At 59.0% G+C, this 12556-nt stretch carries 14 protein-coding genes; 4 read left to right on the top strand and 10 right to left on the bottom strand.

Features of this window, described 5'->3' with window-relative positions:
- Nucleotides 1–32 precede the first annotated feature (32 nt).
- From ACVWXW_RS02325 to groES, 4 genes are all read right to left on the bottom strand, one after another.
- The gene (locus ACVWXW_RS02325) at nucleotides 33–827 is read right to left on the bottom strand and encodes a DUF429 domain-containing protein (protein WP_457402561.1); all 795 of its coding nucleotides are present in this window, start codon (nucleotides 825–827) and stop codon (nucleotides 33–35) included.
- A gap of 91 nt (nucleotides 828–918) precedes the next feature.
- Nucleotides 919–1113: a hypothetical protein gene (locus ACVWXW_RS02320; RefSeq protein WP_414400084.1), complete on the bottom strand. Its 195-nt coding sequence runs from the start codon at nucleotides 1111–1113 to the stop codon at nucleotides 919–921.
- A gap of 50 nt (nucleotides 1114–1163) precedes the next feature.
- Nucleotides 1164–2798, bottom strand: coding sequence for a chaperonin GroEL (gene groL, locus ACVWXW_RS02315; protein WP_011433224.1), 1635 nt, complete (start codon nucleotides 2796–2798; stop codon nucleotides 1164–1166).
- Between the two features lie 90 nt (nucleotides 2799–2888).
- Nucleotides 2889–3200, bottom strand: a complete 312-nt coding sequence (groES, locus tag ACVWXW_RS02310) for a co-chaperone GroES (RefSeq protein WP_011433225.1) — start codon at nucleotides 3198–3200, stop codon at nucleotides 2889–2891.
- Nucleotides 3201–3444: 244 nt separating this feature from the next.
- On the opposite strand from groES, the gene ACVWXW_RS02305 reads away from it, so the two are divergent.
- Nucleotides 3445–4257, top strand: coding sequence for a PhzF family phenazine biosynthesis protein (locus tag ACVWXW_RS02305; RefSeq protein WP_457402613.1), 813 nt, complete (start codon nucleotides 3445–3447; stop codon nucleotides 4255–4257).
- Nucleotides 4258–4418: 161 nt separating this feature from the next.
- Here ACVWXW_RS02305 and ACVWXW_RS02300 read toward each other — a convergent pair whose 3' ends face one another.
- On the bottom strand, nucleotides 4419–5402 hold the full coding sequence (locus tag ACVWXW_RS02300; RefSeq protein WP_457402560.1) for an apocytochrome f: 984 nt from the start codon (nucleotides 5400–5402) through the stop codon (nucleotides 4419–4421).
- Nucleotides 5403–5524: 122 nt separating this feature from the next.
- Nucleotides 5525–6043 carry a cytochrome b6-f complex iron-sulfur subunit gene (locus tag ACVWXW_RS02295; protein ID WP_414351678.1) on the bottom strand — a complete coding sequence of 173 codons (519 nt, stop codon included), beginning with the start codon at nucleotides 6041–6043 and terminating at the stop codon, nucleotides 5525–5527.
- A 183-nt stretch (nucleotides 6044–6226) separates the two neighbouring features.
- Here ACVWXW_RS02295 and ACVWXW_RS02290 point away from each other — a divergent pair, with 183 nt between their 5' ends.
- Nucleotides 6227–6544 carry a DUF3067 family protein gene (locus tag ACVWXW_RS02290; RefSeq protein WP_414421662.1) on the top strand — a complete coding sequence of 106 codons (318 nt, stop codon included), beginning with the start codon at nucleotides 6227–6229 and terminating at the stop codon, nucleotides 6542–6544.
- Between the two features lie 123 nt (nucleotides 6545–6667).
- Here ACVWXW_RS02290 and ACVWXW_RS02285 read toward each other — a convergent pair whose 3' ends face one another.
- From ACVWXW_RS02285 to ACVWXW_RS02270, 4 genes are all read right to left on the bottom strand, one after another.
- Nucleotides 6668–8008, bottom strand: a complete 1341-nt coding sequence (locus ACVWXW_RS02285; RefSeq protein ID WP_457402558.1) for a hypothetical protein — start codon at nucleotides 8006–8008, stop codon at nucleotides 6668–6670.
- 437 nt (nucleotides 8009–8445) lie between these two features.
- Nucleotides 8446–8970, bottom strand: coding sequence for a hypothetical protein (locus tag ACVWXW_RS02280; RefSeq protein WP_414389191.1), 525 nt, complete (start codon nucleotides 8968–8970; stop codon nucleotides 8446–8448).
- A 98-nt stretch (nucleotides 8971–9068) separates the two neighbouring features.
- Nucleotides 9069–9623, bottom strand: coding sequence for a phycobiliprotein lyase (locus ACVWXW_RS02275; protein WP_414400675.1), 555 nt, complete (start codon nucleotides 9621–9623; stop codon nucleotides 9069–9071).
- A 155-nt stretch (nucleotides 9624–9778) separates the two neighbouring features.
- A complete protein-coding gene (locus ACVWXW_RS02270; protein WP_457402556.1) occupies nucleotides 9779–11056 on the bottom strand; it encodes a S41 family peptidase in 1278 nt (425 codons plus the stop codon).
- A 189-nt stretch (nucleotides 11057–11245) separates the two neighbouring features.
- Between ACVWXW_RS02270 and petB the strand changes: the two genes are divergently transcribed.
- Entirely contained in the window at nucleotides 11246–11893 is a 648-nt protein-coding gene (gene petB / locus ACVWXW_RS02265; RefSeq protein ID WP_041436518.1) for a cytochrome b6, read from the top strand.
- Between the two features lie 98 nt (nucleotides 11894–11991).
- A complete protein-coding gene (petD, locus tag ACVWXW_RS02260; protein ID WP_011433236.1) occupies nucleotides 11992–12504 on the top strand; it encodes a cytochrome b6-f complex subunit IV in 513 nt (170 codons plus the stop codon).
- Nucleotides 12505–12556: the final 52 nt, after the last annotated feature.

Raw genomic sequence — 12556 nt, 5'->3', positions numbered from 1 at the left:
TGGGATTTCCACCTGCGATCCCGGAGCGGGTCTCAATCAGCCTCAGAGGTTCGAGGGGGCAAGGGCGTGAAAATGTGCCCTTCTTGCAGGTTGCCGAAACTGCGGCAGCGCTCGGATCCCCAGCGGAACCCGTAGAGGGCGATGTAAGCACACATCAAGGCATCCACTTGATCTTCGTAGTTTTTGAGCCGACGGCCCTTGAGGGATCCCACCTTCACTTGGAGCAGCTCTTCGTGATCCTGGAGAGCCGGGTCAGCGGCAGCCAGAGAGCGCAGATGATGCTGGTAAAGTTGCCAAGCTTGTTGCCGTTCCGGCCAGGTGCGTCGGGGGCGAGCCTTGTATTTCAGGGTGCGGCTGAGGCCGAAGAGACTGACCAAGGCGCTGTGGGGGAAGACCTCGGTCACTTGGCGGGTAAGCTTTCCTCGCTCGATGTTGGCCTGCTCCCGAAAGCCATAACTGGCTAGGGCTTGCACCAAGGCTTCCCCTCTCACTTGGCCGTCCTTTGCCAGTAACCGGCGGTTGGCTGGGTGGGCCCCGGCTGCGTAGGCGCGAAACACCTGGTTCAGTTCTGCCTCGGCCCGCCGTTGTCCTGTGAGGTTGGGAACCCGCAAGGGCGCATCCACCGCCACCAAGCAGGGATCCCCTCCCGCCTGAGCTTGAATGTAGTCCAGGATCTCCTCATCCGTCTGGAGAATGCGGCTATCCACCAGATAGCCTGTCAAGTTCTGCCTGCCGGGATCCCCGAGCTGGACTCGCAGCGTGGCCAGACCGGAAGGGTTGCGGGGCGACCAAGCCAGATCCAGGCCAATGCAAATCAACTGAGCCACACCGCCTTCCCCTTTTCCTCAAGTTCGACAGATCAAAGCCATTTCCAAGAGCCAGTTTGAGGCAGTTCCCGATTGCATGGCTCCGGCGCCCTCACCCCCAGCCCCTCTCCCAAAGGTAGAGGGGGATCAACGTCACAGACAGTTGCGCTGCTGTTGCATGGGTATTGGGAATGATCCCGCCAGCTCGCCTGTCTTGATAAAAAATAAAAATCCATAAAAAAGGGATCCCACCAGGGGATCCCGAAAGATTCATCCAAGATGCCTGGCCAGGAAGCGAAGTGCCCATGGGCTCTTCGGTGAGCCTCAGGGATCCACCTCGCTGTGGCGGTCAACGGATTAGTAGTCGTAGTCACTCATGCCGCTGCCGCTGCTTGCCGGTGTGTTGGTCTTGGGCTCCGGCTTGTCCACCACGATCGCTTCAGTGGTCAGCACCATCCCCGCAATGGAAGCAGCGTTTTGCAGGGCAGAACGGGTAACCTTGGCCGGGTCTACAATGCCCGCCTCGAACATATCCACGAAGGCGTCGTTCTGAGCATCGTAGCCGGTGTTGAAGGGCTTGTCTTTCACCCGCTCCAGCACAATGGAGCCGTTTTGGCCGGCGTTCTCAGCAATGCGGCGCAGCGGAGCGCCCAGAGCGCGGGCGACCAGGTTGGCCCCCACCAGTTCATCGCCGGACAGATTGGCTTGCGCCCACTCGGTTACCACCGGGATCAGGTGTGCCAAGGTGGTGCCGCCGCCGGGAACGATCCCTTCTTCTACCGCCGCTTTGGTGGCGTTGATGGCATCTTCCAGGCGCAACTTGCGGTCTTTCATCTCGGTTTCAGTGGCCGCGCCCACTTTGATCACTGCCACACCGCCGGAGAGCTTGGCCAGGCGCTCTTGCAGTTTTTCTTTGTCGTAGGTGGAGTCGGTTTCCTCAATTTGGCGACGAATTTGCTCGCAACGGGCTTTCACAGCCGCTTCGTTGCCTTCCGCCACGATGGTGGTATTGTCTTTGGTTACCGTGACGCGACGGGCAGTGCCGAAGGAATCGAGGCGAGCGTTCTCCAGCTTCAGGCCGCGCTCTTCGCTGATCACCTCACCGCCGGTCAGGATGGCGATGTCTTCCAGCATGGCCTTGCGGCGATCCCCAAAGCCAGGCGCTTTCACCGCCACCACGCTCAGCACACCCCGCAGCTTGTTCACCACCAGGGTGGCCAGCGCTTCTTTCTCAATGTCTTCGGCGATGATCAGCAGGGGACGACCGGCGCGAGCCACTTGCTCCAAAACCGGTACCAGGTCTTGAACCAGGGTGATCTTCTTGTCGGTGATGAGGATGTAGGGGTTTTCCAGAACCGCCTCCATCCGCTCGGTGTCGGTGACGAAGTAAGGGGAGATGTAGCCCTTGTCGAAGCGCATCCCTTCCGTCACTTCCAGCTCGGTGGTCATGGACTTGCCTTCTTCCAGGGAGATCACCCCTTCGCGGCCCACTTTGTCCATGGCTTCGGCAATCATGCGGCCCACCTCTTCATCGTTACCGGCGGAAATGGCCGCCACCTGGGCAATGGCTTTGGAATCTTCCACCGGGCGGGCATGCTCGGCGATCTTGTCGACCAAGAACTTCACCGCCTTGTCGATCCCTCGCTTCAGGGCAATTGGGTTGGCGCCGGCAGCCACGTTTTTCAGACCTTCTTTCACCATGGCGTGAGCCAAGACCGTGGCCGTGGTGGTGCCATCCCCAGCCGTGTCATTGGTCTTGGAAGCCGCCTGCCGGATCAAGGAAACGCCGGTGTTCTCAATGTGGTCTTCCAGCTCAATTTCTTTGGCAATGGTTACCCCGTCGTTGATGATTTGGGGGGCGCCAAACTTCTTCTCCAGCACGACGTTGCGCCCTTTGGGACCCAGGGTAACGGCTACGGCTTCTGCCAAAATATCCATGCCGTGCTCTAGAGCGCGGCGGGCTTCTTCACTGAAGATGATTGATTTGGCCATAGTCAACCTCTCCGATGCAAATGCAGGTAAGGGTGAAACAGAGTCTTAAGGATTCAATCGTTCGTTGAACTGCTGCTGAATCACTGACCATTACTGAACAATGGCGAGAATGTCCCGCTCGGCCAACAGCACATATTCATCGCTGCCCAGCTTGACTTCGGTTCCGGCATACTTGGAGTAGAGCACTTTGTCGCCGGCTTTCAGTTCCATCGGGATCAGCTTGCCCTCGTCGTTGCGCTTGCCAGGGCCAACAGCAACCACTTCCCCCACCTGGGGCTTTTCCTTGGCAGTGTCCGGCAAGAAGATCCCACCTGCGGTTTTCTCGTCCTGCTGAGCGATTTTGACCAGCACGCGGTCGCCCAGCGGCTTCAGGGTAGAGACGTTAAGAGCTACTGCAGCCATGACGAATGTCCTCCGTGATCCTAAAGCACGAAGCTGAAGTTTTCATTTCCATTAGTTCCACTTCCCCGAAGGGAAGCGACTTAGCACTCTCGACTTACGAGTGCTAGTTTATCAGCCAACTTTCTGGCCTGACAATAGCCTTTGTCAGCGGGATCCCGCTTTTGGCAGGTGCGGTCGGGGTGCGGATCCCCCTACTTTGGGGTCTGCTGTGGGATCATGACCTGAGTTGGGCTTGGTTGAGAAGGTGTGGATCCCGTTTTTTCAGGTGGATGCATTTACGGCGGTGCCTTTCGGCGGCAATCCGGCAGCGGTGTGTCTGCTGCCCCAGGAGTTGCCAGAGGCGCTGATGCAAGCCATTGCGGCGGAGAACAATGTATCGGAGACGGCTTTTTTACTTCCCCAGGGATCCCAGGGCGAGGTTCCCCACTATGGGCTGCGCTGGTTTACGCCGACGACGGAGGTGGATCTCTGTGGCCACGCCACCTTGGCTGGTGCCCATGTGCTGTTCACCGAGGTGCATCCTGAGGCGGAGAGGGTAGCCTTTTCCACCCGCAGTGGCCTGTTGCAGGTGCGGCGGCAAGGGGATCGCCTGGCCATGGATTTTCCTGCTCGCAGTCCGGAACCTTGGCCAGAAGCCAAGGAGCAGGTGGCAGCGGCTTTGGGGATCCCACCTGTGGAGCTGTACCGCGGGGGTATGGGGGTGGCGGTGCTGGCTTCGGCGGGACAGGTGCAGCAGGTGCAACCGGATCTGGCCCAGGTTCAAGCACTCCCCGTTCCGGGGTTGATCGTCACAGCCTCTGGGTCGGATCTAGAGGATGGGCCGGATTTCGTCTGCCGCGTTTTTGCCCCTCGGCTGGGGATCCCGGAGGATCCGGTGACGGGATCCGCCCAGTGTCTTTTGATGCCCTATTGGGCCAAACGCCTGGGCCGACTTGATTTGAAGGCTCACCAGCTCTCGGCCCGCGGGGGCGAGCTGTGGTGCCGAGATCGAGGCTCACGGGTGGAGATTGCTGGGCAAGCGGTGCTGGTGATCAGAGGAGAGCTGAGGCTGCCTTAGAACCGTTGTCGACTAGGGTGCTAGCGGCAGGGAACAAGGCCTCCGGCCCGCTAGGGCGAGCAGTTGAAATAGATGGTAATAAAAACCACGACTGCTATCAGCCCTACAGAACAAAAAACACCTCGGATACCTCCGAGGTGCAGGCCAGGAAAGAGCTTGAGCTAGCCAAGGATTTCGGCGGCTTGAATGAGCTCCACCTGCTTTTTCTTGAGCACCAATAAGAGCTGGGCAATCGTAACGGCTGCCAGGAAAGCCACCAGCCATTTCACCCGCTCCGGGCTTTGCAGCACCAGATCCCGCTCCACCTGGCCAAAGCCGCCCACATTGGGATTGTTGGTGACGGGATCCCCTTCTTTGACGCTGTCGCCAACAGCAACCACCAGTTCCGGCCCAGGCGGCACCACCAGGTTTTGGATCCCACTTTCGCTCTCGAAGCTGAGAACCCGCGTGCCCGGCAGCTCGTATTCCGGGGGCACCAGGCTGGCCAATTCAGCCGGCAGATCGCTGATATCGGAGTTGAGGGTGGCGATGTTGACTAGACGCCCGGTGGCCGGAGCGCGGAAAACGTTGTTGTTGCTGAGGCTGCCGTCGGGGTTAAGCTGACCGCGACCTCGGTTGGCCCCGATGTAAACGCGATACTTCATGAAGGCCACCGAGGGATCCTCTTTCGGGTCAGGGGCCACCACTGGAAAGACGATTTCTTGATGCTGCTCGCCCGGCAAAGGCCCGACCAGGAGGATGTTGGGCTTCGCGTCGCTGTAGGGGGTGATGTAGGTCTCGGCAGTTTCTTGCCGTTGTTCCTCGGTCATCTCGGCTTCGGTGGCTAAACGGAAGCCCTCCGGCAAGACCACCACCGCGCCCACATTCAACCCACCCTTGCTGCCGTCTGCCAGCACCTGCTGCTTGCTCAGGTCATAAGGGATCCCAACTTTGATGGTGAACACCTGGCCGGGGGTGACGGCCTGGGGCACCTCGGCGCGAGTGGGCATGGCGTTCAGGTGGCAGTTGGCACAGACAATTTTTCCAGTCGCCTCGCGGGGGTTGTCGTAGGCCATCTGGGCATAGTAGGGGTAGGCTGCCGCCGGACGTGCCCCCATCCCCAGCAACAGCAGCAGCCCACAGAAGGCCAAGCAGATTCGCTTCATAACTCTCAGCTCAGAATGAATTTCCATCACAGGTTTAGGACACAGTCTTGGAACAGCCATCTCGACAATTTGCCCCAAATCGTTCGGCAAAAGCCGGCACAGCCAGCGGGATCCCTTGCCCTTTAGGTTTCCCGGAAATCGGGGCCTTGCCAAGGGCTGAAGCGGACGTTGTCGCCATCCACAGTGGCGCTCACCAGCTCCAGCGAGCGGGGAGCCGGTCCCCGGATCACCTTGCCATTGGCCGCATACTGGGATCCGTGGCAAGGGCACTTAAACAAGTTTTCCCCCACATTCCAGGGCACCACGCAACCGAGGTGGGTACAAACCGCGTTGAGGCCATAGTTGGCCACCGCCCCGTTGTCGATCACGATGTAGGTGGGATCCCCTTTCAAACCTTGGGCCAGCACCCGGTCCGTGGCAGCATGGGTGGCCAACAGCTCACTGACACTGATGGGCTTGCCGAGAGCGTCCTGAGCTATGAGGCCCTCACCCCCTCCACCGGAAGAGGGCGGGATAAAGTACTTCACCACCGGGTAGAGGGCGCCCACCACCACGACTCCCACAGAGCCGCTGAGCAGGGCATTGAGAAGAACCCGCCGGCTCATGGGGGGCGCTTCAAAGTTGCTAACCGCTTCCGTCATAATGGCAAATGCAGACCTGAGAAGTTTTAACGTTCGTTGACAAGCGACATCATCCTAACCGACCCCTCTGGCCAATATCGTTAAGAAATGCAACGCTGTAAGAGGCCGTGGCCTTCCTTCCCAAGGTGAGCGGCCCACCCAGCGCGATTGGAGCCAGATCCAAGCCAGCCTCAGACAAGTCTGATGAAGGGATCCGACTTTCAAGCTTTGTTGCGCGAGAAGTGGGGCTGTTCCTACGACGTACAGTTGCGCCGTATCCAGCAGAAGGTGGTGCTGCTGGTGATGTGGCGCTACCTGGAGCAGCCCTCCTTTCCCTTGAGCGAGGCGGAGTATCTGGCCCACTTGGAGAACGTGCTGGCCCATTTGCAGGCTTGGGGGGTGTGGGAAGCGGTGCGTCGGGAAATCGAAGCCACCCGTCAGAGACCTCGTATGGGCAAGGCGGTGGCCATTCCTCTGGATTTGCAGAAGGTGGGGGAGCGGGTCTCCGAGTGGTTGCTGTGAGTTCTCCGGGGGAGAAAAAAGTCCAAGCAAACCCAAGCGCCGGATTCTCCGGCTGGGCAAGAAACTCGAATGGGTCTCAGCTCAAACGGCAGACCGGGAGTTTGCCCAACGGCCATGACCTCTCTAGAGGGGACGCGGCTTGCGCACTTGTTCGGTTTCGGGGCGATCCTGCTGAGCTTTGGATTCCAAAAGTTGGCGGAATGCCGGCTCGTCCAGACGGTAGTCCCGCTGCTCGATCAAATCCCGGTCGGTTGAGTAAATGGTGTCCGACTCTGGCACAACTTCTTGACGGCGGAAGCGGCGGGCAAAGTTGAGTTTGCGCAGCAGCGCCTCTGTGGGATGCTGCAGATGCTCTCGCCAAAGCTGCCGGACACGATTGCGACGCTCCACTCCCTGGTTGCGGATTTGCAAGGTCAACCACCGAACGGCGGGCACCGCCAAAAACAGCGTGCCGTAGAGGAAGAGGAAGCCGATCAACGGGTAGATGAAGGCCAAAAAAGCATTGCTGCCGGCTGCCGCTGCCACCTCCTCCCGTGCCCCATAGAGAATGGCGGCCAGAAAGAAATTGAGAACTCCCAAGCCTCCTGCCAGGGTCAGTTGACCAGGCGTGGCCCGGCTGAACACCCAAGGTTTCTCCTGCAACACCTCAGGGATCCCCTTGGGCTTGCGCTCTGAGGCGGCCACCTGCAGCTCTGGGAAGCGGTAGACAATGTCCCCATCCTCGCTGACCTCCGGCTGGCCGTCGAACTTGAGCAAAATGGGCAGCATGTAATCTTCGTATTCCAAGGCCGGGGATCCCGGCTCCACATCCAGGTAGGGCAACACCTGTTCCGCTGCGATCACCCCCCCATTGGCACGAATCAGTTGGCCAATGAGGGCATAGCGCTCCTCCTCCAGGTTGGCATTGGGATCCCCGTCCCCAAAGAGGAAGCTGTACACCGCTTCCAGGAAGTTCAGCTCGGATTTTTGCGGCTGGCGGGGGCGCGTCCGACCGGAGTAGCTGCCATAGTAGGGATAGGGATCCCAGAAGGGGTTGCCGATCCAAAGGTTGGGGAAGTAATAAAACCCTATCCCCCGCGATCGGCTGCGATTGTCCTGCTCGCGGCTGCTGGCCATTTGCAAGGCAATCAACGCTAGGACAATCAAGACAATTGACACCACCAGCAGAATGCCAAAGGAGATGCGCAACCCATAGAGGAAGCCCCCCCACAACCGGCGACGCAGGGCTGCTAGCCGATCCTGCTGCTCCTTGCGCTTGAGAATGCTGCGAAAATCCGGTGGAAAAACGTAGGTAATCTCCCCCTGCCGGGAAACCTGGAGATGCCCCTCCGCCTTTTGGGCCAAATTCAGCAGCTCTTGTTTGGCCTCGTGTAGAGCCAAGCCCGTGCTGGATGCAATATCTCCCAGCGTGACCCGCAGGCCCAACTGCTCCACTGCATCCATCACCAATGTTTGTGTAGCCACTCTTAACCTCCGCTTTCTGCCCCAATTGCCGAGGAGCCTGTCGGGATCCCTGGACGCAGATCCGCTCCCCTGAGCTAGACCTAGCGTCTCCTCTATTCCCAGTATCTGATACATTCACGCTGAACTCTCCTGAACATGGTTCAGGAAAGAAGCGATCGCATCCTGCCTATCTCTGTTCGCGTCAGCGGGACGGAGTCCAAACAGGAAGGCGGTATCCCGCAAAGCCCTGAGGAATACCCCCCGAGCGCTTTCCCCCTTCACTTCCCGGCAACCGTTGCGGTGGACTCAAGGATCAGGGGGAAACTTGGTCTACTATATCCCTCTCAATGACTTTTGCCAAACCGCCTAAAGCTCAGTAAATTCAGCAAAGTTCAGGGTTTTGGGGGTTAGAGGCATGCTCCCCACTAACCCAGCAGCGGCGAGGGTTATACCCCCCTCTAGGGCAGCCAAGCCATCACGGCCAGCAGGGTCGAGAGGATCCCGATCAACACCCAGATGAGGGGCTTAGTGTCCAACGGGGGATCCGCTGCCCGGCGGCTGAGGGGATCCCCAGAAGGAGCGCCAGATCTTGGGGAAGGGCCTTTGCGTTGAGAGCGCCCATAGGCCAAGCGGTATTCCGGGGGATCAGCTTCCTCCAGCCGGCTGAGATCGGGAATTTCGCTCAACCACTCCGCTGGACGCCGCAGACGAGGGGCTTGCCAGATGCCCAAGACATAGCGAGCCTGCTGGGCAACTTCTGGATCTGGGTTGCGCAGCAAGGTTTGGGCCAACAGGATGGCCTCCTGCGTTTCGCCAAGGGCTTCTTGGGCCAGGGCCTGCCAGAGCCGTAGCTTACCCGACTGCGGATAGCGGCTTTGGGCCTGCTTAACCTCCTCTAGCGCCTGCCGGTATTGTCCTCGCTCGAACCTCAACTGGATCAGAGCCAAGTGCTGAGACAATCTCAGGTCTTTGGGAAGCGTCATGCTCAGGATCCGCAGGTTAGCTAGACCGCCGGGAAGCCCCGTCCTCTCTCGCTTTAGCGGCGCGGAGCGCTTTGCATCAGCATGAGTGCGGGAGTAGGTCACGTCAGCTTCTGTTCTACCCCAAACCCCACCAGCAACAGCTCCTGCAAAGGCTGACCCTGAGGGGGACGTTGGTAGGTAAGGATCTGCCGCAGGCGCAGGCGCGGATTCAGTAGAGTGATGGTATCTACAGCAACCACACGAGTGTAGGTGGTGGTCATCACCAGTTGCAGGGATCCAGGATCAAACCGGAAAGCCGCCACCATCGGGCGATCTTCCTCGTAGGCCCGATCCCGCAGGTAGTCTCCCTGCAGCCCCAGGGGGGTTTCCTGCCGAGGGACGAACAGCATGTTCAGCTCTTGCCCGGCCTCCTCCCCCGTTTCGGAAACGGTCTCAAAAGCCAAGTGAAAGCCCAAAAAACCATCCACGTTGTGGTTGGGGTAGTTGTTGTCGGTGAGCACCTTGTGCTTGAGCTCAGGGGTGAGAGTGCGAATGGTGAACTCGGTGCGGGAGCGCTCCACCTCGCCACGGTCTAGGTAATGGTAGGTGCGCTCTGTGCGCCAAGCCCCAATGCAGCAGTTGAAAAAGTGGTGAAATTGCTGGATAGCGTTCATGCGGGCGGGAGCGGACAGAGTCAGAAACCGGCGCTGGAGCCGAGAAGTGGCCCAGAAAACCCTGCCTCTGATCCTAAAACGAATCGAAAACAACCAGGAATCCAAATCCTGAATGCCAACGATTGAGATCTGGGTCTGGAGCGGGATCTCCTCCCTCACCCGCTTTTGGCCACCGGGATCCCTTGGGTCTGCCCCAACAACTCCAAGGCTCGCTGGAGCTGGATGTCCTCCGGCCCGGCCAAGGTTTCCGCCGTCAGAGGAACGGATCCCTCCGCCACCACCACATCGGGCTGGATCCCCTGGCGATGGATGTCGTGGCCGCTGGGGGTAAGGTACTTGGCCGTGGTCACCGCCAGCCCCGATCCATCCGCCAGCTCCAGCAGGGATTGAATCAGACCCTTGCCAAAGGTGCGCGTTCCCACCAGTTGAGCTCGCCCACTGTCCTGAAGTGCCCCGGCCAACACTTCACTGGCACTGGCGCTGCCCTGGTTCACCAAGACCACCAGCGGCGCCTCTGTGAGCACCTCGCCGGTGGCGGGAATGCTGTCTTGAATGCCGTGGCGATCCGTCACCAGCACAATGTCACCCTTGGGGATCCAGAAGCGGGCGATCTCAATGGCCGCCTGCAAGAGTCCCCCCGGATTGTTGCGCAAATCGAGAATGTAGCCCCGCACCCCTTGAGCTTCTGCGGCCCGAATGGCTTGGCGGACTTGAGCGGCAGCATTGCCGTTGAACTGGCTGAGGCGAATGTAGGCCACCGATCCCTGAGGCAGCTCAAAAAAACGGGTGCGCACGGGGTTGATGGTGATCGATTGGCGTACCAGCTCCACCTCCCAAATGCGATCCTGCCGCTTCAGCTTCAAGGTAACCGGCGTGCCACTGCGCCCCCGCATCCGCTCGGCCACTTCGTCCAGGCTCAGCCCCGCCACCGGCACCCGATCCACCGCCAAAATCTCATCCTGGGGTTGGATCCCGGCCTGCTCGGCAGGAGTGCCTTCCATGGGGGCAATCACCCGCACCGCCCCCTGCTCATCGATGGCAATCTGCAAGCCGACACCGCTCAGCTCGCCGGCTGTGGAGGTCTGCAGGCTGAGGTAGTGCTCTTTATCCAGAAAGCGAGTAAAGGGATCCCCCAGAGTGGCCAACATCTCCTCAATGGCCTGATAGGTCTGCTTGCGCTCCTTTAAGGGCCGGGAGAGAAACCGTTGCCGCACCTGCCACCAGTTTTGCCCGTTAAACCCCGGATCCACATAGGCCCGATCCACATAGGCCCAAGCCTGCGCCAGCAGTTGCTGCTCTTCTCCCCAGCGGCTGGCCTGCCCTGGACAGGCGCCAATGCCCAAACTCGCCCAGAGCAAACACCCAAGCAAGACAATGCGGATCCCCCACCCTCTCCAGCGGATCCCTGTGTATCTCGGCTTCTGCACAACCATCGATCCCAAAAAAACATTAAGAAACATGAACAAAACGCAATATCGAAAACTTGCCTGGCCTCCTGGGATCGAGATCTTCGTCCCCAAGCTGAGCCCGACGCCAGGATGGTGTTAAAAGATTGTGTTACATTGCTGAGTGGAGTGGGCTTGCCCCGCCCTCGAGATCCAATTTCAAGAATTGCAGGCATTATGAGCAAAGTTTACGACTGGTTGGACGAGCGGCTGGAGATTACGCCTTTCGTCGACGACGCAACGGGAAAATTCATTCCGCCTCACGTTAACATCTTCTACTGCCTCGGCGGGGTGACGCTGGTGTGCTTCTTAATTCAGTTTGCCACCGGCTTCGCCATGACGTTTTACTATCGTCCGACGGTGGCCGAGGCTTTTGAGTCGGTGAACTACATCATGACCCAGGTGAACTTCGGCTGGCTGTTGCGCTCCATCCACCGTTGGAGCGCCTCCATGATGGTGCTGATGATGATCCTACACACCTTCCGGGTCTATCTGACAGGGGGATTCAAAAAGCCCCGTGAGCTGACCTGGGTAACCGGCGTGATCTTGGCGGTGCTGACCGTCTCCTTTGGCGTTACCGGCTACTCCCTGCCCTGGGATCAGGTGGGCTACTGGGCAGTCAAGATCGTCTCAGGTGTGCCCAGTGCCATTCCGGTGGTGGGCGACTTGTTGGTGCAACTGATCCGGGGCGGCGAAGCGGTTGGTCAAGCTACCCTGACTCGCTTCTACAGCTTGCACACTTTCGTGCTACCCTGGCTGACCGCAGTCTTTATGACCATGCACTTTTTGATGATCCGCCGCCAAGGCATTTCTGGGCCTTTGTGAGCAAGGTTTGACTCCCAGACGCCTTTGACTTTCCTGGTAACTGGGATCTCTAACTGCCCCTTTTTCAGAACTTTTGTCCCTAGATAAGGAGAACTCTCATGGCTGTCTCAAAACAGGTGATAGCGACCGAGGCCATTACCCGCAAGGTTGATCTAGACAACCCCAAAGTTGTAGCCAAGCTGAAGAAAAACATGGGCCACATGACCTATGGTGAGCCCGCTTGGCCCAACGATTTGCTCTTTATGTTTCCGGTGGTGATCCTGGGCACTATTGGAGTGATCGTTGGCCTGTCAGTCATGGATCCGGCAGGTGTAGGGGAGCCGGCGGATCCCTTTGCTACGCCTCTGGAAATTCTGCCGGAATGGTATCTCTACCCCGCCTTCCACATCCTGCGGATTGCTCCCAACAAGCTGTTGGGAATTGCTCTGATGTCTGCCATTCCTGTGGGTCTCTTGTTTGTGCCCTTCATCGAAAACGTCAACAAGTTCCAAAACCCCTTGCGCCGCCCAGTGGCGACAACGGTGTTCCTGATCGGCACCTTGGTCACCCTCTACCTGGGCATAGGTGCCACCTTGCCCTTGGATAAGTGGGTCACCTTGGGCTTGTTCTAAAAGAACATCTGGGACTCCCGCTTGATGGGTTGATCGTCATCATCACCATCAG

Source organism: Thermostichus sp. MS-CIW-30, assembly GCF_054058015.1.
The sequence above is the reverse complement of the archived record's forward strand: the minus strand, read 5'-3'. Positions and strand labels throughout refer to the sequence as shown.

Coding starts and splice junctions, on each gene's coding strand:
- ACVWXW_RS02320 (WP_414400084.1), bottom strand. CDS start 1,113: ATGGGCACTTCGCTTCCTGGCCAGGCATCTTGGATGAATCTTTCGGGA.
- groL (WP_011433224.1), bottom strand. CDS start 2,798: ATGGCCAAATCAATCATCTTCAGTGAAGAAGCCCGCCGCGCTCTAGAG.
- groES (WP_011433225.1), bottom strand. CDS start 3,200: ATGGCTGCAGTAGCTCTTAACGTCTCTACCCTGAAGCCGCTGGGCGAC.
- ACVWXW_RS02300 (WP_457402560.1), bottom strand. CDS start 5,402: ATGAAGCGAATCTGCTTGGCCTTCTGTGGGCTGCTGCTGTTGCTGGGG.
- ACVWXW_RS02295 (WP_414351678.1), bottom strand. CDS start 6,043: ATGACGGAAGCGGTTAGCAACTTTGAAGCGCCCCCCATGAGCCGGCGG.
- ACVWXW_RS02290 (WP_414421662.1), top strand. CDS start 6,227: ATGAAGGGATCCGACTTTCAAGCTTTGTTGCGCGAGAAGTGGGGCTGT.
- ACVWXW_RS02280 (WP_414389191.1), bottom strand. CDS start 8,970: ATGACGCTTCCCAAAGACCTGAGATTGTCTCAGCACTTGGCTCTGATC.
- ACVWXW_RS02275 (WP_414400675.1), bottom strand. CDS start 9,623: ATGAACGCTATCCAGCAATTTCACCACTTTTTCAACTGCTGCATTGGG.
- ACVWXW_RS02270 (WP_457402556.1), bottom strand. CDS start 11,056: ATGGTTGTGCAGAAGCCGAGATACACAGGGATCCGCTGGAGAGGGTGG.
- petB (WP_041436518.1), top strand. CDS start 11,246: ATGAGCAAAGTTTACGACTGGTTGGACGAGCGGCTGGAGATTACGCCT.
- petD (WP_011433236.1), top strand. CDS start 11,992: ATGGCTGTCTCAAAACAGGTGATAGCGACCGAGGCCATTACCCGCAAG.